Raw genomic sequence first — 20,142 nt, forward strand, 5'->3', positions numbered from 1 at the left:
CGCCACGGCCGGCACCGGCCGCGGCGGCCGGAAGATCGACGACCCATTCACGCAAACCAACAGGGAGTGACGGCGATGGCGAAGGTTCTGGTCCTCTATTACAGCAGCTGGGGCCATGTGTCGGAGATGGCGCAGGCGGTGGCCGAAGGCGCCCGCTCCGTCGCCGGGACCGAGGTGGCGGTGAAGCGCGTGCCCGAGCTGGTGCCGGAAGCCGTCCGCCAGTCCGCCCACTACAAGGACGAGAGCAACATCCCCGTCGCCACGGTCGACGAGCTGGCCCAGTACGATGCCATCGTCATCGGCACGCCGACGCGCTACGGCAACATGGCCTCGCAGATGAAGAACTTCCTCGACCAGACCGGCGGGCTGTGGGCCAAGGGCGCGCTCGTCGGCAAGGTCGGCAGCGTCTTCACCTCCACCGCCACCCAGCATGGCGGGCAGGAGAGCACCATCCTCAGCACCCACACCGTCCTGCTGCATCTGGGTCTGGTGATCGTCGGGCTGCCCTATTCCTTCCAGGGCCAGATGGGCGTTTCGGAAGTGATGGGCAACTCGCCCTACGGTGCCAGCACCATCGCCGACGGCGACGGCTCGCGCCGCCCGAGCGCGGTCGAGCTGGACGGCGCCCGCTACCAGGGCCGCCATGTCGCCGAGATCACGACCAAGCTGCACGGTTGATGTCCGGTCTACAGTGAAGAAGGGGAGGGAGCCGTGGGCCTGCTGATCGATGGACAGTGGCAAGACCAGTGGTACGACACCAAGAAGACCGGCGGCGCGTTCGTCCGGACGGAGGCGCAGTTCCGCGACCGGGTGTCGGCCGACGGCTCCACCCCCTATCCGGCGGAGGCCGGGCGCTATCACCTGATGGTGTCGCTGGCCTGCCCCTGGGCGCACCGCACGCTGATCTTCCGCAAGCTGAAGCGGCTGGACGATGTGATCGGCGTCAGCATCGTCGACCCGCTGATGCTGGCCGACGGCTGGACCTTCGCCGAGCCGGAGCCGGTCACCGGCGCCCGGCGGCTCTACGAGGTCTATCTGAAGGCCAAGCCCGGCTACAGCGGCCGGGTGACCGTCCCGGTTCTGTGGGACAGGAAGACCGGCAGCATCGTGAACAACGAGTCGGCGGAGATCATCCGCATGCTCAACCGCGCGTTCGACGCCTTCACCGACGTCCGCACCGATTTCTACCCGGCGGACTTGGCGGAGGAGATCGACCGCGTCAACGCCCACGTCTATGACGCCGTCAACAACGGCGTCTACAAGGCCGGCTTCGCCACCTCCCAGGACAAGTACGAGGCCGCCTTCGACGCGCTGTTCGCAGCATTGGACGGCATCGACGCCAAGCTGGCGACGCAGCGCTGGCTGGTCGGCAACCGCCTGACCGAGGCGGATTGGCGGCTGTTCACCACGCTGGTGCGCTTCGACGCGGTCTATGTCGGGCATTTCAAGTGCAACCAGCGGCGGATCGCCGACTATCCGCACCTGTCCGGCTATCTGCGCGACCTCTATCAGGTGCCGGGCGTGGCCGAGACGGTGAATTTCGACCACATCAAGCGCCATTACTACGGCAGCCACGCCACCATCAACCCGACCGGCATCGTGCCGAAGGGGCCGAAGCTCGACCTCGACGCGCCGCATGGGCGTAGCGGCCTCGGGCCCGATCCGGTGTGACGCGTGACGGATCGGCTCCCCGGCGGTTGTCAGATGGAAACGACAATCGCTCAGGGGAGTTCGTCCAATGCGTACAGTCATCCTCGCTGCCGCCGCCGTCCTGGCCCTGTCGTCGCCGGCCCTGGCCCAGAGCGGGCAATCCCAGAACGGCCAGGGTGGATGGGGCGGCGCGCTCGACCAGCTGAACCGCGCCGTCAACCCCAACGCCTATCCACAGGACCGCGACGGGCGCGCGGCGGATGAGCGCGACGTGAACCGCGATGCGAACCGGGACGGGCGCCGCTATGAAGGCTCGTCGGGCAACCGCCGCGGCAACGCCTACAGCGACTATTCCGACCGCGACCTGCGCAGCCAGTATGACCGGCTGGGCGAGGAGCAGCGCCAGCTCCGGCAGAACCGCCGCGCCATCGAGGACGAGATGGAGCGCCGCGGCATCAACCGCTGAAAAAGGCCGCTAAAAAAGGCCGGCCGTCAGGGCTTATAGCAGCGGGCCATGTCTTCCGGGTTGCCCATCGCCTCGCACTGGAAGCCGTTGGAGAAGCGGAAGCGCAGCGGGCCGGTCTTGCGGACGCTGACCACCGGCTTCTTCCCGGCATCCTGGAATTCCACCCAGGCGGAGCTGTCGAAGCGCGTCTGCACCCCGTTGCTCAGCTGCACCCGGCCCTGACGGTCCTTGATCACCTGGATGCCGGTGCTGAACAGCAGGTTCGGGCCGTCGGGCTTCGCCGACAGGCCGTTGGTGCAGTTCACCCCCTCCGGCTTGACCGCGACGCATTCGAAGGATTGCGGCTGGCCGGCGGTGAGGACCATCGCATAGATGGCGATTTCCAGGACATTCATCGGCATCGTCGTGCACCAGCAGGAAGGCGGCGGGTTTTTCGTCTTACCGGCCATCTGGTTACGAAAGAGATAATGTCGCGCCCGCGGTCGAATCTTGCGTGGACCGCCTGCCGCTCCGGTGCGAAGACGGCTTCGGGGCGGCCGCCGGGCCGCTGCGGCCATCCGTCGCCGTGACATGGCGGGTGAAGCGCCCCGGTGCCTGGACTTGCGCGCCCCGGACCGGTAGAAGCGGTGGCATCGGCCATTTCTTCAGCGACAGGGGGCGGGCGCAATCCCATGACGTTCCAACAGCGTTTGATCCTGCTGGTCACCGGTCTGGTGCTGCTGGCGGTTGCGGCGGTCACCACGACGATGGCCTGGACGACGCGCGCCGCCCTGACCGAACGGATCGAGACGGAGGCGCGGCTGGCCGCCGGCCTGCTCGCCCGCGGTGCTGCCCAGTCGCGCGACATCCCGCAGGACGTCGACGCCCTGCTGTCGGAACGCCTGCTGTCGGAAGCGACGCTGACCGCGCATCTGGTGGCGCTGGCCGAAACGGCGAAGATGGCGCCGCGCGCCATCAACGACCGGCTAAAGCAGATCGCCGATGCCGGCGGTCCCGACGAGATGTGGATCACCGACAACCGCGGCCGGGCCTATCTGCACAACCTGCCCGGCCCCGATCCGCTGTTCGGCCAGGATGCCAAGGGCGGCCCGCGCCATGGCGCCTATGCCGGCCTGCTGAACCGCTCCCCGGCGTCGGTGGTCTCCGAACCGGCGATGGAGAACGGCAAGCTGATGAAGTTCGCCGGGGTGGCCGGCGTCGACAAGCCGCGCATCGTGCAGGTCGGCGCCGACCTGCGGCGGCTGGGCGACCTGCTGCGCAAATCGGGGGCCGACGGGCTGGTCGACGGTCTGATCGCCACCCGCGCCGTGGAGGCGGCGTGGCTGCTCGACCGCGACGGCCGGGTGCTGGCCCGCGGCGCGGTGGTGGCCGACGGCACGTCGCTGTCCGACGCCGACACCGCCGCTGCCAAGGCGGTGACGCCCGGCGGCGACGTGACCGTCCGCGTGTCGGGCAACAGCCTGCTGGCGCTGGCGCCGGTCAAATATGCCGGTCCCACCCCCCCCGCCGCCGCGTCCTCTTCCGGGGCCGGCGTGCCGGCGGTCGCCGCGGTGCGGGTGGCCTATACCGAGCCGGGCGCGATGCTGAGCCGCCAGCTGAAGATCGGCGGGCTGGTCGGCATCTTCGTGCTGGCGCTGGGCGTCTATGCCTGCATGCGCTTCGCCCGCGACCAGATGGCCCCGGTGGAGCGGCTGGGCGAGGCGGTCAAGGCGATGGAGGCCGGGCGCTTCAACCCCTTGACCCTGAACGAGGCCGCCGGCCGTGACGACGAGTTCGGCCGCCTGTCGCGCGTTTTCCGCCGCATGGCGATGGAGGCGAACGCGCGCGAGGAGACCCTCGACGCCCAGCTGGTCATGCGCGGCGCGGAGCTTGAGACCAAGAGCGAGAAGCTGGCCGCCGCCGAACAGCTGATCGAGGAGGAGCAGCGCGCCGCCCGCGACGTGCAGGCCAACCTGCTGCCGCGCCAGCTTCCGGTCGGCCGCGACAGCCAGTTCTACGGCATCTTGGTGCCCGGCCACGCGGTCAGCGGCGACTTCTACGACGTGGTCGAGCTGGACGAGCGGCACAGCCTGCTGGTCGCCGCCGGCGTGTCGGGCGGCGGCGTGCCCGCCGCCTTCCTGATGCTGATGGTGCGCGGCGCCATCCGCGAGGCGGCCCGGTCCGGCACCGGCCCGGCCGCCATCCTGACCCATGCCAACGAGCGCCTGTGTGGCGAAAGCCCCTTCAACGGCTTCGCCACCGCCTTCGTCGCCGTCTATGACCGCGTCACCGGCACGCTGGTGCATGCCTCCGCCGGCCATCGCGGCGCCGCCCGCGTCGCGACCGACGGCGCGGTGCAGTATCTGTCCGAGGCCGGCGGTCCGCCGCTGGGCGTGCGCCGCGGCGCCCCCTACAGCGAAGCGACGGCGTTGCTGACCCAGGACGAGACGCTGTTCCTGTGCACCGACGGCGTGCTCCAGTCCGTCGACGGCCATCGCGAGCCCTTCGGCGAGGCCCGCCTTGCCGCGGCCCTCGCCCACAGCCGCGGCATGTCCGCCCGCGACCGCACCGAGATGGTTCTGCGCACCGTGCAGGCGCATGTCGGCGCCGACGGGATTCTTGCCGGCGATCTGGTCTGTCTGGTCATGCGCCGCCTGCTGCCGGTGACCGAGACGGCCGAGGCGGTCTGAAAACCGGGGCAGTCTGAGAGGGAGCGTCGGCCGGCGACGCTCCCACCCCCGCCCTCTATTTCTTCCGCCGCGCGCCTTCCCGCGCCCGCGCCGCCGTCTCGCGCTCCAGCCTTTCGCGCAGGAAGGCCAGCACCGCGGCCTCCTCGCCGCTCAGGCCGGCCAGATCGTCGCGCAGTTCCGCCTCCACCTCCTGCTTGAGCGAGGCCAGCAGGCCGCCCTCCAGATAGGCGTCCAGAACCTCGGGGTGGACGTAGCTCTTGCGGCAGACGCTGGGGGTGTTGCCCAGCCGGGTGGCGACCTGTTCGATGGCGCGGGTGACGTTGCGCTTGGCGGCGCTGGCGCTGTCGAAGCTCTCGAATTCCCGCAAGGCCATGGCGGCCAGCACGGTGCCGGCCCAGGTGCGGAAATCCTTGGCGGTGAAGTCGGCGCCGGTCGCCTCGCGCAGATAGGCGTTCACGTCGCCCGAGGTCACGGCGTGGCGCTGGCCGTCGCGGTCGAGATACTGGAACAGCTCATCGCCGGCCACATCGCGGCAGGCGGCGACGACGCGGGCCAACCGGCGGTCCTTCAAGGCGACGTTCCACTCCTTGCCCGACTTGCCCTTGAAGGAGAAGCGGACCTCGGTCCCTTCGATCTCGGCATGGTCGTCGCGCAGGGTGGTCAGGCCATAGCTGCGGTTCTCGCGGGCATAGGCCTCGTTGCCGACGCGGATCAGCGTGGTTTCCAGCAGCCGCACCACCGCCGCCAGCACCTTCTCCCGCGGCAGGCCGCGCCGGCCGAGATCGGCGTTCACCCGCTCGCGCAGCTTCGGCAGGGCGTGGCAGAACTCCACCATGCGGCCGAACTTGGTGCCCTCGCGCAGCTCGGTCCAGCGCTGGTGGTAGCGGTACTGCTTGCGCCCCTTGGCGTCGCGGCCGGTCGCCTGGAGATGGCCGTCGGGATCGGGGCAAATCCAGACGTCCTTGTAGGCCGGCGGGATCGCCAGCTTGCGGATGCGCGCCAGCGTGTCCTCCTCCGTCACCGGGGTGCCGTCGGGCCACAGGAAGCGGAAGCCCTTGCCGTAGCGCCGCCGCCGGATGCCCGGCGTCTCGTCGGCGCTATAGCTCAGCCCGGCGCAGGCGGCTTCCTGTTCGGGAGAGGGGCCGTCCTTATCGGATGCGGCATCGGATGTGGCGCCATCGGGCGGGGGGAGGGGGCTGTCCATAAGGCCAACAACGGCCGGAATGGGCGTTGGTTTCCGCTACCCCCTTCGGAGAGGGTTTCTTCGCAGTTGCAAAAACCGTAGTGTTGCGACGCAAGATCCCCGCGATATCCCGACCCGAATCCGATTGGAGCGCCAGACCATGGACCGCAAGCCGGACGAGACGATTCTGACCGCCCATCTGCCGAACCTGGAAATCCAGATCCGCCACCGCGAGGCCGGGGAGGATGGGGCGGAGGTCATCGCCATCCAACTGCGCGCCACGCCGTCCTTCGACGCCGTCGCCGGCATGCTGGCCCCCGCCATGATGAACCCGCTGCTGCTGGCCGGCCCTGCCTTCGGTGCGCGGACCGGCCAGCGGACCGGGCAAGGCGGCGCCAACCCGATGGGGTCGGCCGCGGCCGATCTGTGGATGGCGCCGATGCGGCTGTGGGGCGAGATGGTGCGGCAGGCCTGGGCGCCCTGGCTCCAGATGGGACAGCGCCGTTAGACCGGGCCGCTAAGCTCAGCCCCTCACCGTCACGGCCACTTCACCTCGGGCGGCAGGCTCATCAGGATCGCCTCGGTGTTGCCGCCGGTCTTCAGGCCGAAGGTGGTGCCGCGGTCGTAGAGCAGGTTGAACTCGACATAGCGGCCGCGGCGGACCAGCTGGTGTTCGCGCTGCTCGGCAGTCCAGGGCCGGTTCATGTGCCGGCGGACCAGGGCGGCGTAGCTGTCGAGGAAGGCGGTGCCGACATCGCGGGTGAAGGCGAAATCGGCCTCCCAGTCGCCCGACTCGAGGTTGTCGAAGAAGATGCCGCCGACGCCGCGCGCCTCGCCCCGGTGCGGCAGGAAGAAATAGCGGTCGCACCACTCCTTGTAGCGCGGATAATAGTCGGGGTCGTGCCGGTCGCAGGCGGCGCGCAGGCCGGCGTGGAAGTCGGCGGTGTCCCGCTCGTCCTCCATCATCGGCGTCAGGTCGGCGCCGCCGCCGAACCAGCCCCTGGTCGTCACGATGTGGCGGGTGTTCATGTGGGTCGCCGGCACCAGCGGCGAGCGCATGTGCGCGACCAGGCTGATGCCCGCCGCCCAGAATTCGCCGGTCTCGGCCGCGCCGGGGATGTTGGCGCGGAATTCCGGGCTGAAGGTGCCGTGGACGGTCGAGATGTTGACCCCGACCTTCTCGAACACCCGGCCCTTCATCACCGACATGGTGCCGCCGCCGCCCTCGCCGCCGCCATGGTCGGGGCGGCTCCAGCTCTTGCGCTCGAACCGGCCGGGGGGCAGGTCGGCATGGGTGCCGGTCAGCTCGTCCTCCAGCGCTTCGAAGGAGGCGCAGATGCGGTCGCGCAGCTCCTTGAACCAGGCGGCGGCGCGGGCCTTGCGCTCTTCGACGGTGCTGGAGTCGGCAGTCGTTGCGGCGGTCGGTGCGGCTGTCATGGCGTTTCCGGCTGTGCGGGAGCATCGGAGCGGAGCGCGGCAGGCTGCCGCCCATCCCATGCGGCAGTCTGCCGCAAGGCCTCACCCAACACCATTGCCGCGCTGACCGCAACGTTCAAGGAGCGGGCGGGCGGCACCATCGGGATGACCAGCCGGGCGTCGGCGGCGTCATGCACCTCGTCGGGCACGCCGGCGCTCTCGCGGCCGACCAGCAGGCGGTCGCCGGGGGCGAAGCGGAAATCGGTGTAGGGGATCGCCGCCCGCGTGGTCAGCAGCACCAGCCGGCCGCCCTGCGGAGCCGCGCGGTACGCGGTCCACGAGCTGTGCCGGGTCCAGTCGAGATGGTCGAGATAGTCCATCCCGGCGCGGCGCAACCGCCGGTCATCCAGAACGAAACCGCAGGGTTCGATCAGATCCAGAGCCACCCCCAGCCCGGCTGCGAGTCGCATCAGGGTTCCGGCGTTCTGCGGAATGTCGGGTTCGAACAGCACAAGGCGCAACGCGGGCCTTGCCTCGAAGTGTTTGTTTTGCATACAAATGTTCTTGCCCCTGTACACGCGACAAATTGTCTCCCGGCCAAGGACTTTCCAAGATGTCGACGCGACGGTATACCGCAGCGCAGAAGCTGGAGATACCCACTCCGGACCGATGCGGCATGCCTGAGGGTTTTTCCTTCGGCGGGCGGGCGTGCCGTGTCATGCATAAAAATGGTCCATCGGTCGTCCGGCGCGGGCAAAGGGCGTCGGGCATGCCTTGAGGAGAAACAGGCTTATGGCTCAGACCACGCATCCGCCCGGGACGGGTGGCCACGCGGCCTCCAGCGGCGAGGGGGGTTCCCGCCGCGATTTTCTGTATCTTGCCACCGGTGCGGTCGGTGTCGTCGGGGCGGCCTCGGCTGCCTGGCCCTTCATCGACAGCCTGAACCCGGCGGCTGACACCCTGGCGCTTGCCTCCATCGACGTCGATCTGGCCCCCGTGGCCGAAGGTCAGGCGATCACGGTCACCTGGCGCGGAAAGCCTGTCTTTGTCCGCCACCGCACCGCCGAGGAGATCGAGTCCGCCAAGAAGGTCAATCTTGGCGACCTGCGCGATCCGGTTGCCGACGATGCCCGCGTGAAGAAGCCTGAATGGCTGATCGTCATCGGCATCTGCACGCATCTGGGCTGTGTGCCGCTCGGGCAGAAGGTCACCGATCCGCGCGGCGACTACGGCGGGTGGTTCTGCCCCTGCCACGGCTCGCACTACGACACCGCTGGGCGCATCCGCAAGGGCCCGGCCCCCGCCAACCTTGTCCTTCCGACGTACGCCTTCACCGGCGATACCAAGATCCGGCTCGGTTAACGCGGCCCAACGGTTCTGGAGACCCCCGAGATGGCTCAGGTTCAAGCCACCAAGTTCAAGAATCCGCTCGTGAACTGGATCGACAGCCGCCTGCCGATCTTCACGATGCTGGATCACGAGTACAACCACTACCCGATGCCGCGGAACGTCAACTATCTGTGGGCGTTCGGTGCGATTGCCGGCATCATGCTGATGATCATGATCGCCACGGGCCTGTTCCTGGCGATGCAGTACTCGTCCCACACCTCGCTGGCCTTCGATTCGGTCGAGCGCATCATGCGCGACGTGAATTACGGCTGGCTGATCCGCTACGTGCACGCCAACGGCGCGTCGATGTTCTTCATCGCCGTCTATATCCACATGTTCCGCGCGCTCTATTACGGCTCCTACAAGGCCCCGCGCGAGATCCTGTGGATCCTCGGCGTCATCATCTTCCTCGTCATGATGGGCACCGCCTTCATGGGCTACGTGCTGCCGTGGGGCCAGATGAGCTTCTGGGGCGCCACCGTCATCACGAACCTGTTCTCGGCCTTCCCCATCGTCGGCGACCCCATCGTCACGCTGCTTTGGGGCGGCTTCTCGGTCGACAACCCGACGCTGAACCGCTTCTTCGCGCTGCACTTCCTGCTGCCCTTCGTCCTGCTGGGTCTGGTGATCCTGCACACGGCGGCGCTGCATGTCTGCGGCTCGAACAACCCGCTCGGCATCGATCCGAAGGGCCCGCAGGACACCGTTCCGTTCAACCCGTACGTCACGCTGAAGGACGGCTTCGCGGTGGTGATCTTCATGATTATCTTCGCGGTGTTCGTGTTCTTCATGCCGAACTACATGGGCCATCCGGACAACTACATCCCGGCCAACCCGCTGGTGACCCCGGCGCACATCGTGCCGGAATGGTACTTCCTGCCCTTCTACGCCATGCTGCGCGCGATCCCGGACAAGCTGGGCGGCGTGCTGGCGATGTTCGGCTCGATCGCGCTGCTGGCCTTCCTGCCGTGGCTCGACCGTTCCAAGGTCCGCAGCTGCAAGTTCCGCCCGGTCTACCGCCAGTTCTTCTGGATCCTGGCCATCGACGCCCTGATCCTGGGCTATGCCGGCGCCATGCCGGCCGAGGGCTCCTGGCTGCTGATCGCGCGCATCGGCACCTTCTACTACTTCTTCCACTTCCTGGTCCTGCTGCCGGTGCTGGGCAAGCTGGAACGCACGCGTCCGCTTCCCAACAGCATCTCCGAGTCCATTCTGAAGGGCGGGGGCAGCATCGCCGCCGGCGCCCATGCCAAGCCGATGGAGAAGGCCTGATGCGCGCGTTGAAGACTGCAATCCTCTCGGCGGCGCTGGCTCTCGGCATCGCCGGGGCCGCTCAGGCCGCCGAAGGCGTGCACATCCCCAAGCAGACCTGGCCGCATGCCGGCATCTTCGGCACCATCGACAAGGCGGCGGCCCAGCGCGGCTTCCAGATCTACAAGGAAGTCTGCTCGGCCTGCCACTCCATGCGTCTGGTACCGATCCGCACGCTGGCCGGCATCGGCTTCAAGGAAGACGAGCTGAAGGGCATCGCCTCCAGCTATGAGGTGCAGGCCGGCCCGAACGACGCGGGCGAGATGTTCATGCGTCCGGGCCTGCCGGCCGACCGCTTCCCGTCGCCGTTCGCCAACGACCAGGCGGCCCGCGCGTCGAACAACGGCGCCCTGCCGCCGGACCTGTCGCTGATGGCGAAGGCCCGCGTCGGCGGCGAGGATTACCTCTACGCCTTCCTGACCGGGTTCGAGGAGCCGCCGGCCGACGTCCATGTGATGCCCGGCATGAACTACAACAAGGTGTTCCCCGGCCATCAGGTCGGCATGCCGAACATCCTGCAGCCCGACGGCGTCACCTTCGCCGACGGCACCAAGGCGACGGTGGAGCAGCAGGCGCACGACGTGGCGACCTTCCTGACCTTCGTCGCGGAACCGCACCTCGATGCCCGCAAGCAGATGGGCGTCAAGGTCATCCTGTTCCTGCTGGTGCTGGCCGGCCTGATGTATGCCGCCAAGCGCAAGCTGTGGAGCACGCTGCACTGAGCCTGACGGCTTGGCTGAGGCAATTGGTATCTGGACAGGGCGCCCCTTCGGGCGCCCTGTTCCTGTTTGGGGGAGCGTGTCGTCGGGCGACGCAAGGCAAGGCGGAGAAGACAATGGTGGACAGTCTGATCGACGAGATCGTCGATTTCTGGTTCGACGAGGCGATGAAGCCCTATTGGTTCCGCAGGTCGGCCAGCTTCGACCGCGCGGTGGCCGACACGCTGGGCCCGCATTACGAGGCGGCGGCCCGCGGCGACTACGATGATTGGATGGAGGATGTCGACGGCTGCATCGCGCTGTGCGTGCTGCTCGATCAGGTGCCGCGCAACATGTTCCGCGACGACCCGCGCGCCTTCGCCACCGACGCCAAGGCGCGGGCCGTCAGCGACCATGCCGTCGCCAACGGCTTCGACCTGGAATGCAACGAGGACGAGCGGACCTTCCTCTATCTGCCCTTCGAGCATCACGAGGACATCGGCAGCCAGGACCGCTCCGTCGCGCTGTTCACCGAGCGGGTGGGCGACGAGACGACGATCCGCTATGCCGAACGCCACCGCGATATCATCGCGCGCTTCGGCCGCTTCCCCCACCGCAACGCCCTTCTCGGCCGTGCGAGCACGCCGGAGGAGGAGGCGTTCCTCAAGGAACCCGACTCCTCCTTCTGAGGGGGCGCATTCCTCAAGCCGGCAGCGACATCAAGCAGGCTGGGGCGCCAGCCAGCGCTCCAGCGCGCCCAGCAGGTCGGCACGGCGGACCGGCTTGGTCAGATAGTCGTTCATCCCGGCCGCAAGGCAGCGGATGCGGTCCTCGGGCTGGGCGTTGGCGGTGACGGCGATGATCGGGATGCGCGCCCGGTCGTCGCCCATCCGGCGGATGGTGGCGGTGGCGGTTGCCCCGTCCATGTCGGGCATCGCCACGTCCATCAGCACCGCCTCGGGCGGCACCGGCGCCTGGGCGACCGCCTCCACCGCTTCGGCCCCGCCATTGGCGGTCTCGACCGAGAAGCCGGCCTTGGCGAGCAGCCCGGCCACCACCATGCGGTTGGTGGCGCTGTCGTCCACCACCAGCAGCCGGCCGCCGCGTGACCGCGCCCAGTTCATCAGCAGCTCGCCGTCGGTGGTGCGGGAGGGCAGGGCCGCCGGCATGTCGAGCACCGCGCGCCGCGATCCGTCGGCCTCCTCGGTCATGCTCATCTGCGCGCCCAGGCCCGCCAGCAGCCGCCGCATGAAATCCTTGCTGAAGCCGTCCTCGCATTTCACCTCGTACCGGCCATGCAGCTCCGCCCGGAAGACGACCGAGTCCTCGCCGGACGGCAGAGCCGAGAGCCGCAGGCCGAGCCGGCCCGGCGCGGCGCTGGCGATGGCGCTCGCCGCCAGCGCGTTGCACAGGCTGCTGACGGTCTCGGCATTGCCGATCAGGCGCGGCGGCGTGCCGGTCAGAACCCCGACATCCAGGGTGATCCCCCGCCCCTGCGCCAGGGCCGTGGTGGAAACCGCCAGCATGCGGGCCATCGCTTCCGGAGCGAACGCCGTCCCCCTGTGGTGGGGGGCGTGATGCAGAATGTCACCGTTCATGGCCCGCCATTGGCAAAATGCAAAGCAGCTTGCATCGATCGGGTCAGAAAAGGACCGAGGTCCGCGATCCGGCCGATCTTGCGACCAATTCTCAGCAAGTTGCGGGCCAGCGCCGCATCGTTTCGCCAGCCGCGCGCGGAAAAGAGCGTTATTCTGCTGGGACATACTTGGGTAATCCCAGGCTGCGTCGACCGGCGCCGGAGGCGTGGCTGTATGGCAGCGATGTCCGGGAGAGCGGCAGGGCGTTCAGCCGGACGGCGTGTCCGGCGGATTGAACAGGTAGGGCACGAAGCTGCGGTGATGCTCGTTCACCCGCAGCTCGCTGCCGATCGGCGGGAAGGCGCGCTGCTGGCAGTCGGTGCGCTCGCACAGGCGGCAATTGACGCCGATGGGCACCGCCGCCTTCATGTCGGTGATGTCGATGCCGGCGGCATAGACCAGCTCTGGGGCGTGGCTGGCCTCGCAGCCCAGCCCGACGGCGAACTGCCGTGACGGCTTCAGATAGGCGCCGCCGCGCTTGGTCACCGTGCGGGCGATGCTGATATAGGCGGTGCGGTCCGGCATCTGGGCGAACTGCACCAGGATCTTGCCGGGTTGGGCGAAGGCGTCATGCACGTTCCACAGCGGGCAGGCGCCGCCGAAGCGGGCGAAGTGGAAGCGCGTCGCCGAATGGCGCTTGGTGATGTTGCCGGCCATGTCGACCCGCACGAAATAGAAGGGCAGGCCGCGGGCGCCCGGCCGCTGCAAGGTGGAGAGCCGGTGGCAGACCTGCTCGAAGCTGGCGGAAAAGCGGCTTTGCAACTGCTCCACATCGTGGCGCAGGGCGCGGGCCTGCGCCGCGAAGGCGCGGTAGGGCAGCACCAGCGCCCCGGCGAAATAGTTCGCCAGCCCCACCCGGCAGATCGACCGCGCATCCTCGCTGGAGAATTTCGCCTGTTCCACCAGCTCGTCGATCTGGTCGCCGAACTCCAGCAGCGCGATCTGGTTCGCCATGTGGAAGGCGCGGCTGGAGCTGGTCAGCAGGGCCGACAGCCGCAGCGTGCCGGTGGTGGCGTCATAGCTGCGCATGGCGGTGTCGCCCGCCTCGTCGGCGACGATCTTCACCCGCACGTCGTGGCGCCGCTTCAGATAGGCGGCGAGTTCGTTCAGCAGCGATCCGGAATGGATCTTCTCGGTGTCCCACAGCCGCTCCGCCGCCTCGTCCAGCGGGCCGATGTAGTTGTTGCAGTAATGGAAATAGTCCCGCACCTCCTCATAGGGGAATTGCGGTCCGGCAAAGCTGTCGCCCTGTTCGCTGTTGGACAGGCTGTCGGTCAGCGACTGCACCCGCTCATGCAGCTTCTGATAGGCCTGATGCAGGCTCAGCACCCGGCGGGCCAGTTCCGGGCTGGACCCCACCACGCTGCGCAGTTCCGCCGCGGTCAGCGGCGCTCCGGCGAACAGCGGGTCGGCCAGCGCCTCGCGCAGGTCGGAGACCAGCCGGCTGTCCTCGTCCTCCAGGAAGGCGGACAGCTCCAGCTCGAAGGTGGCGGCGATCCGCATCAGCACCGGCAGGGTCAGCGGGCGCTGGTTGTTCTCCAACTGGTTGAGATAGCTGGGGGAAAGCTCCAGCGTCTTGGCGAGCGACGCCTGGGTCAGGCCGCGCTGCTCGCGCAGGCGGCGCAGCTTGTAGCCAAGGAACAGCTTCTTTTGCATGCGTATAAATTCCTGCCCGGCGCCGGCCTTGGAAATCAGCCGTTCTTCGCAATCTTAGCAAGCGCAAACCGGCACTTGCAAAGGGCTTCGCAACTTCGCACGTTTTTGCGAAGAGGCTGTTTGAAGCGCTGCGAAGTTTGTGAATAATCCGCGGCGTTCCGGTGAATGAGTGCGTCGCTAGGCGCCGGGGCAGGGACCGTCACTGCGATGCCACATAATGGGAACGCCCGATGCAAGACATTCTGGCCAAGTTGGAGTCCAAGCGCGCCGCGGCGCGGCTGGGCGGCGGTGAGAAGCGCATCGCCGGCCAGCACGCCAAAGGCAAGCTGACCGCGCGCGAGCGGATCGAGCTGTTCCTCGACGAAGGGTCGTTCGAGGAGTTCGACATGTTCGTCGAACATCGCTGCATCGACTTCGGCATGGAAAACCAGAAGGTTCCGGGCGACGGCGTGGTCACCGGCCACGGCACCGTCAACGGCCGCCTCGTCTTCGTCTTCAGCCAGGACTTCACGGTCTTCGGCGGCGCGCTGTCGGAAGCGCATGCCGAGAAGATCTGCAAGATCATGGATCAGGCGCTGAAGGTCGGCGCTCCGGTCATCGGCCTGAACGATTCGGGCGGCGCCCGCATCCAGGAAGGCGTCGCCTCGCTCGGCGGCTATGCCGAGGTGTTCCAGCGCAACGTCGACGCCTCGGGTGTCATCCCGCAGATTTCGCTGATCATGGGGCCATGCGCCGGCGGTGCGGTGTACTCGCCGGCCATGACCGACTTCATCTTCATGGTGAAGGACAGCTCCTACATGTTCGTCACTGGCCCCGACGTGGTGAAGACGGTCACCCACGAGGTCGTGACCGCCGAGGAGCTGGGCGGTGCCGTCACCCACTCCACCAAGTCGGGCGTCGCCGATCTGGCCTTCGAGAACGACGTCGAGGCTCTGCTCCAGCTGCGCCGCTTCGTCGATTTCCTGCCGTCGTCGAACCGCGAGAAGGCGCCGGTCCGCCCCTGCGCCGATCCGCTCGACCGCGAGGATTTCTCGCTCGACACGCTGGTGCCGGAGAACCCGAACAAGCCCTACGACATGAAGGAGCTGATCCTCAAGATCGTCGATGAGGGCGACTTCTTCGAACTCCAGCCGGAATACGCCAAGAACATCCTCATCGGCTTCGCCCGGATGAACGGCTCCACGGTCGGCATCGTCGCCAACCAGCCGATGGTCCTGGCCGGCTGCCTCGACATCGACAGCTCCAAGAAGGCGGCGCGCTTCGTCCGCTTCTGCGACGCCTTCGAAATTCCGATCCTCACCCTGGTCGACGTCCCCGGCTTCATGCCCGGCACCAGCCAGGAATATGGCGGCATCATCAAGCACGGCGCCAAGCTGCTGTACGCGTACGCCGAGGCGACCGTGCCGAAGGTGACCGTCATCACCCGCAAGGCGTACGGCGGCGCGTACGACGTGATGTCGTCCAAGCATCTGCGCGGCGACCTCAACTATGCCTGGCCGTCGGCTGAAATCGCGGTGATGGGCGCCAAGGGCGCCGTTGAGATCATCTTCCGCAGCGACATCGGCGACGCCGAGAAGATCGAGGCGCGTACGGAAGAGTACAGGCAGAAGTTCGCCAATCCCTTCGTTGCCGCGTCGCGCGGTTACATCGACGACGTCATCATGCCGCACGGAACCCGCCGCCGTATCACGAAGGCGCTGTCCATGCTGAAGAACAAGCAGCTCCAGACCCCCTGGCGCAAGCACGACAACATTCCGCTGTGAGGGCCGGCAGCATGTTCGAGAAGATCCTCATCGCCAACCGTGGCGAGATCGCCTGCCGCGTCATCCGCACGGCGCGCCGCATGGGCATCAAGACCGTCGCGGTCTATTCCGACGCCGACAGGAACGCGCTGCATGTCGAGATGGCCGACGAGGCCGTCCACATCGGCGCCGCCCCGTCCGCCCAGAGCTATCTGCTGATCGACAGGATCGTGGATGCCTGCAAGCGGACAGGCGCCCAGGCCGTCCATCCCGGCTACGGCTTCCTGTCGGAAAAGCGCGAGTTCCAGGAGGCGCTGGCGGCTGCCGGCATCGCCTTCATCGGTCCGGACGCCCACGCCATCCAGGCGATGGGCGACAAGATCGAGTCCAAGAAGCTGGCCAAGGCCGCCGGCGTCTCCACCGTCCCCGGCTATCTCGGCGTCATCGCCGACGACAGCGAGGCGGTGACCATCGCCCGCGACATCGGCTATCCGGTGATGATCAAGGCCTCGGCCGGCGGCGGCGGCAAGGGCATGCGCGTGGCCTGGAACGATGAGGAGGCGCGCGAGGGCTTCCGGTCGGCCACCAACGAGGCGCGCTCCAGCTTCGCCGACGACCGCGTCTTCGTCGAGAAGTACATCCAGCAGCCGCGCCACATCGAAATCCAGCTGCTGGCCGATGGGCAGGGCACCTGTTTGTACCTGCACGAGCGCGAATGCTCGATCCAGCGCCGCCACCAGAAGGTCATCGAGGAGGCGCCGAGCCCCTTCCTCGACGCCGCCACCCGCAAGGCGATGGGCGAGCAGGCCGTCGCACTGGCCAACGCGGTGCAGTACAAGTCGGCCGGCACGGTGGAATTCATCGTCGATGCCGAGCGCAACTTCTACTTCCTGGAGATGAACACCCGCCTCCAGGTCGAACATCCGGTCACCGAGCTGATCACCGGCCTCGACCTCGTCGAGCTGATGATCCGCGTCGCCGCCGGCGAGAAGCTGACGCTCCGCCAGGAGGACGTGCAACTCAATGGCTGGGCCGTCGAGGCGCGCGTCTATGCCGAGGATCCCTTCCGCAACTTCCTGCCCTCCACCGGCCGCCTGACCCATTACCGGCCGCCGGCCGCCGGCCCGAATGTCCGCGTCGACACCGGCGTGTTCGAGGGCGGCGAGATCTCGATGTATTACGATCCGATGATCGCCAAGCTCTGCAGCTGGGGGCAGACGCGCGACGAGGCCATCGGCGAAATGCGCGAGGCGCTGGACCAGTATTACATCCGCGGCGTCAGCCACAACATCCCGTTCCTGGCCTCGCTGATGGCGAACCAGCGCTTCGTCGACGGGCGGCTGACCACCAACTTCATCGCCGAGGAATATCCGAACGGCTTCCACGCTTCCGACCTGCCGCCGGAAGACCCGGCGGTGCTGGTCGCGGTGGCGGCGGTGATCCACCGCAGCCTGAACGACCGCGACAACCAGATCTCCGGCAAGATGCCCGGCAACAAGGTGACGGTGCGCGGCGACTGGGTGGTGGTGCTCGACGGCACCCAGCATCCGGTTCACCTGCACCCTGCTGAAAGTGGCCCGCAGCGCATCGGCTACACCGTCGATGTCGGCGGCACGCACCACACGGTGCGGAGCGATTGGCAGATCGGCGAGCCGCTGTTCCGCGGCACGGTGAACGGCCGGCATGTCTGCGTCCAGATCGACCGTGTCGGCATCGGCTATCGCCTGCACCACAGCGGGTCGCAGGCCATCGTCAAGGTGCTGACGCCGAAGGCGGCCAAGCTGGACGCCCTGATGCCGGTCAAGGCGCCGCCGGACATGTCGAAGTTCCTGCTGTCGCCGATGCCGGGACTGCTGGTGTCGCTGTCGGTGTCGGAAGGCCAGGAGGTCAAGGCCGGCGAGGTGCTGGCCGTGGTCGAGGCGATGAAGATGGAGAACATTCTGCGCGCGTCGCAGGACGGGACGGTCGCGAAAATCCACGCGGCGCCGGGCAGCAGCCTGGCGGTCGATCAGAAGATCGTGGAATTCGCGTAACCGTATAAGAATAAGAAACGCAATCGAGAGGAAGCGTCGCCCCTGCCCCCCATCCGGATGCCGGATGGGGGGCATCGGGGGGACCGCACTGCCAACATTACCTGCGCCATAAGAAGCCATCAGGAGGCGTCGATGACCGAGTTCCCGCAGAAGACCCTTGCCGACTGGGACAAGCTGGCCGCCAAGGATCTCGGCGCCGACGGCGACATTTCCAAGCTGGTCTGGAAAACCCCGGAGGGGCTGGACGTCAAGGCGCTCTACACCGCCGCCGACCTGGAAGGGCTGGAACTGGACACGCTGCCGGGCTTCCCCCCCTTCACCCGCGGCCCGCGCGCCACGATGTACGCGGTGAAGCCCTGGACCATCCGGCAATATGCCGGCTTCTCCACCGCGGAGGAGTCGAACGCCTTCTACAAGGCCAACCTCAAGGCCGGCCAGATGGGCCTGTCGGTGGCCTTCGACCTCGCCACCCACCGCGGCTATGACAGCGACCATCCCCGCGTCGTCGGCGATGTCGGCAAGGCCGGCGTCGCCATCGACAGCGTCGAGGACATGAAAATCCTGTTCGCCGACATCCCGCTCGACAAGATGTCGGTGTCGATGACCATGAACGGCGCCGTGCTGCCGATCCTGGCCGGCTACATCGTCGCGGCGGAAGAGCAGGGCGTCAGCCAGGACAAGCTGAGCGGTACCATCCAGAACGACATCCTCAAGGAGTTCATGGTCCGCAACACCTACATCTACCCGCCCGAACCCTCGATGCGGATCATCGCCGACATCATCGAGTACACCTCCCAGCACATGCCGAAGTTCAACTCGATCTCGATCTCCGGCTATCACATGCAGGAGGCCGGCGCGACGGCGGTGCAGGAGCTGGCCTTCACAATCGCCGATGGGCTGGAATATGTCCGCGCCGCGATGTCCAAAGGGCTGCCGGTCGACAAGTTCGCGCCGCGCCTGTCCTTCTTCTTCTCCATCGGCATGAATTTCTTCATGGAGATCGCCAAGCTGCGCGCCGCGCGCCTGCTGTGGTCCTCCCTGATGCAGGAGAAGTTCCAGCCGAAGGACGCCCGCTCGCTGGCCCTGCGCACCCATTGCCAGACCTCCGGCGTCTCGCTGACCGAGCAGGACCCCTACAACAACGTCATCCGCACCACCATCGAGGCGATGGCGGCGGTGCTGGGCGGCACCCAGTCGCTGCACACCAACGCCTTCGACGAGGCGCTGGGCCTGCCGACCAAGACCTCGGCCCGCATCGCCCGCAACACCCAGCTGATCATCGCGGAGGAGGCCGGCGTCACCAAGGTGGTCGATCCGCTCGGCGGCTCCTTCTATATCGAGCATCTGACCCACAGCCTCGCCACCGCCGCGCTGGAGCTGATCGGCCGGGTCGAGGAGATGGGCGGCATGACCAAGGCGGTCGAGAGCGGCATGCCCAAGCTGCTGATCGAGGAGGCCGCCGCCCGCCGTCAGGCCGCCATCGACCGAGGCGAGGAGGTGATCGTCGGCGTCAACAAGTACCGTCCGGAGAACCCTGAGGGGGTGGACGTGCTGGACATCGACAACACCGCCGTCCGCGAATCGCAGATCGCCCGCCTCAAGCACATCCGCGCCACCCGCGACGAGGCCAAATGCCAGGCGGCGCTGGCGGCATTGACCGAGGCCGCCGCGGCGAAGACCGGCAACCTGCTGGCCCTGTCGGTCGAGGCCACCCGTGCCCGCGCCACCGTCGGCGAGATCTCCGACGCGCTGGAAAAGGCCTTCACCCGCCATGTCGCCGTCATCCGCTCGGTGTCGGGCGTCTACGGCTCGGCCTATGAGGGCGACGAGGGCTTCAGGAAGATCCAGGAGGAGGTGGCGTCCTTCGCCGCCGACGAAGGCCGCCGGCCGCGCATCCTCGTGGTGAAAATGGGCCAGGACGGCCACGACCGCGGCGCCAAGGTGATCGCCACCAGCTTCGCCGACATCGGCTTCGACGTCGACATCGGCCCGCTGTTCCAGACCCCGGACGAGGCGGCGCGGCAGGCGGTGGAGAACGACGTGCACGTCATCGGCGTGTCGTCCCAGGCCGCCGGCCACAAGACGCTGGTGCCGCAGCTGATCGAGGAGCTGCGCCGCCAGGGCGCCGGCGACATCCTGGTGGTGTGCGGCGGCGTGATCCCGCCGCAGGACTACGACTTCCTCTACAAGGCGGGTGCCGCGGCCATCTACGGTCCGGGCACCAACATCCCGAAGGCGGCGTCGGACATCCTCGGCATCCTGCGCAAGCAGAAGACGGCGGCGTGATGAGCG

The 20,142-nt window shown here is 67.7% G+C and carries 18 protein-coding genes; 12 read left to right on the forward strand and 6 right to left on the reverse strand.

The genetic code is table 11. The features are described 5' to 3' along the window. Nucleotides 1-75 precede the first annotated feature (75 nt). The 3 genes from wrbA to ABNQ39_RS18495 all read left to right on the forward strand — a co-directional run bounded on the left by wrbA (nucleotide 76) and on the right by ABNQ39_RS18495 (nucleotide 2,116). Nucleotides 76-678: an NAD(P)H:quinone oxidoreductase gene (gene wrbA, locus ABNQ39_RS18485; RefSeq protein ID WP_109095677.1), complete on the forward strand. Its 603-nt coding sequence runs from the start codon at nucleotides 76-78 to the stop codon at nucleotides 676-678. Nucleotides 679-711: 33 nt separating this feature from the next. Continuing rightward, nucleotides 712-1,671, forward strand: coding sequence for a glutathione S-transferase family protein (locus tag ABNQ39_RS18490; RefSeq protein ID WP_376962477.1), 960 nt, complete (start codon nucleotides 712-714; stop codon nucleotides 1,669-1,671). Nucleotides 1,672-1,738: 67 nt separating this feature from the next. Further along, entirely contained in the window at nucleotides 1,739-2,116 is a 378-nt protein-coding gene (locus ABNQ39_RS18495; protein WP_376962479.1) for a hypothetical protein, read from the forward strand. A 26-nt stretch (nucleotides 2,117-2,142) separates the two neighbouring features. On the opposite strand, the gene ABNQ39_RS18500 is transcribed toward ABNQ39_RS18495, so the two are convergent. Further along, nucleotides 2,143-2,517, reverse strand: a complete 375-nt coding sequence (locus ABNQ39_RS18500) for a hypothetical protein (protein WP_376962481.1) — start codon at nucleotides 2,515-2,517, stop codon at nucleotides 2,143-2,145. Between the two features lie 270 nt (nucleotides 2,518-2,787). Between ABNQ39_RS18500 and ABNQ39_RS18505 the strand changes: the two genes are divergently transcribed. After that, complete coding sequence (locus tag ABNQ39_RS18505) at nucleotides 2,788-4,785, forward strand: PP2C family protein-serine/threonine phosphatase (protein WP_376962483.1); 1,998 nt, start codon at nucleotides 2,788-2,790, stop codon at nucleotides 4,783-4,785. 55 nt (nucleotides 4,786-4,840) lie between these two features. Here ABNQ39_RS18505 and ABNQ39_RS18510 read toward each other — a convergent pair whose 3' ends face one another. Continuing rightward, on the reverse strand, nucleotides 4,841-5,989 hold the full coding sequence (locus ABNQ39_RS18510) for a DNA topoisomerase IB (RefSeq protein WP_376962485.1): 1,149 nt from the start codon (nucleotides 5,987-5,989) through the stop codon (nucleotides 4,841-4,843). A 139-nt stretch (nucleotides 5,990-6,128) separates the two neighbouring features. On the opposite strand from ABNQ39_RS18510, the gene ABNQ39_RS18515 reads away from it, so the two are divergent. Continuing rightward, on the forward strand, nucleotides 6,129-6,476 hold the full coding sequence (locus tag ABNQ39_RS18515; RefSeq protein WP_376962487.1) for a hypothetical protein: 348 nt from the start codon (nucleotides 6,129-6,131) through the stop codon (nucleotides 6,474-6,476). A 29-nt stretch (nucleotides 6,477-6,505) separates the two neighbouring features. On the opposite strand, the gene hemF is transcribed toward ABNQ39_RS18515, so the two are convergent. Next, nucleotides 6,506-7,405: an oxygen-dependent coproporphyrinogen oxidase gene (hemF, locus tag ABNQ39_RS18520; protein ID WP_376962489.1), complete on the reverse strand. Its 900-nt coding sequence runs from the start codon at nucleotides 7,403-7,405 to the stop codon at nucleotides 6,506-6,508. Continuing rightward, nucleotides 7,402-7,905, reverse strand: coding sequence for a tRNA (cytidine(34)-2'-O)-methyltransferase (locus tag ABNQ39_RS18525; RefSeq protein WP_376962620.1), 504 nt, complete (start codon nucleotides 7,903-7,905; stop codon nucleotides 7,402-7,404). The genes hemF and ABNQ39_RS18525 overlap by 4 nt, the downstream gene beginning before the upstream one ends. A gap of 271 nt (nucleotides 7,906-8,176) precedes the next feature. On the opposite strand from ABNQ39_RS18525, the gene petA reads away from it, so the two are divergent. From petA to ABNQ39_RS18545, 4 genes are all read left to right on the forward strand, one after another. After that, nucleotides 8,177-8,746: a ubiquinol-cytochrome c reductase iron-sulfur subunit gene (gene petA, locus ABNQ39_RS18530; RefSeq protein WP_098738145.1), complete on the forward strand. Its 570-nt coding sequence runs from the start codon at nucleotides 8,177-8,179 to the stop codon at nucleotides 8,744-8,746. A 30-nt stretch (nucleotides 8,747-8,776) separates the two neighbouring features. Then, nucleotides 8,777-10,045: a cytochrome b gene (locus ABNQ39_RS18535; protein ID WP_376962492.1), complete on the forward strand. Its 1,269-nt coding sequence runs from the start codon at nucleotides 8,777-8,779 to the stop codon at nucleotides 10,043-10,045. Further along, nucleotides 10,045-10,806: a cytochrome c1 gene (locus ABNQ39_RS18540; RefSeq protein ID WP_376962494.1), complete on the forward strand. Its 762-nt coding sequence runs from the start codon at nucleotides 10,045-10,047 to the stop codon at nucleotides 10,804-10,806. The genes ABNQ39_RS18535 and ABNQ39_RS18540 overlap by 1 nt, the downstream gene beginning before the upstream one ends. A gap of 113 nt (nucleotides 10,807-10,919) precedes the next feature. Continuing rightward, complete coding sequence (locus ABNQ39_RS18545) at nucleotides 10,920-11,471, forward strand: DUF924 family protein (RefSeq protein ID WP_376962496.1); 552 nt, start codon at nucleotides 10,920-10,922, stop codon at nucleotides 11,469-11,471. Nucleotides 11,472-11,501: 30 nt separating this feature from the next. Here ABNQ39_RS18545 and ABNQ39_RS18550 read toward each other — a convergent pair whose 3' ends face one another. Then, on the reverse strand, nucleotides 11,502-12,380 hold the full coding sequence (locus ABNQ39_RS18550; RefSeq protein WP_376962497.1) for a response regulator: 879 nt from the start codon (nucleotides 12,378-12,380) through the stop codon (nucleotides 11,502-11,504). A 246-nt stretch (nucleotides 12,381-12,626) separates the two neighbouring features. Then, entirely contained in the window at nucleotides 12,627-14,075 is a 1,449-nt protein-coding gene (locus tag ABNQ39_RS18555) for a helix-turn-helix domain-containing protein (protein WP_376962498.1), read from the reverse strand. A gap of 230 nt (nucleotides 14,076-14,305) precedes the next feature. Here ABNQ39_RS18555 and ABNQ39_RS18560 point away from each other — a divergent pair, with 230 nt between their 5' ends. The 3 genes from ABNQ39_RS18560 (at nucleotide 14,306) to scpA (ending at nucleotide 20,136) form a co-directional block, all read left to right on the forward strand. Then, complete coding sequence (locus ABNQ39_RS18560; RefSeq protein ID WP_376962500.1) at nucleotides 14,306-15,838, forward strand: acyl-CoA carboxylase subunit beta; 1,533 nt, start codon at nucleotides 14,306-14,308, stop codon at nucleotides 15,836-15,838. An 11-nt stretch (nucleotides 15,839-15,849) separates the two neighbouring features. Further along, nucleotides 15,850-17,850, forward strand: a complete 2,001-nt coding sequence (locus ABNQ39_RS18565) for an acetyl-CoA carboxylase biotin carboxylase subunit (RefSeq protein WP_376962502.1) — start codon at nucleotides 15,850-15,852, stop codon at nucleotides 17,848-17,850. Nucleotides 17,851-17,982: 132 nt separating this feature from the next. Then, a complete protein-coding gene (gene scpA, locus ABNQ39_RS18570) occupies nucleotides 17,983-20,136 on the forward strand; it encodes a methylmalonyl-CoA mutase (protein WP_376962504.1) in 2,154 nt (717 codons plus the stop codon). Nucleotides 20,137-20,142: the final 6 nt, after the last annotated feature.

The organism is Azospirillum sp. A26, from assembly GCF_042604635.1.
Lineage (GTDB): Bacteria > Pseudomonadota > Alphaproteobacteria > Azospirillales > Azospirillaceae > Azospirillum > Azospirillum palustre.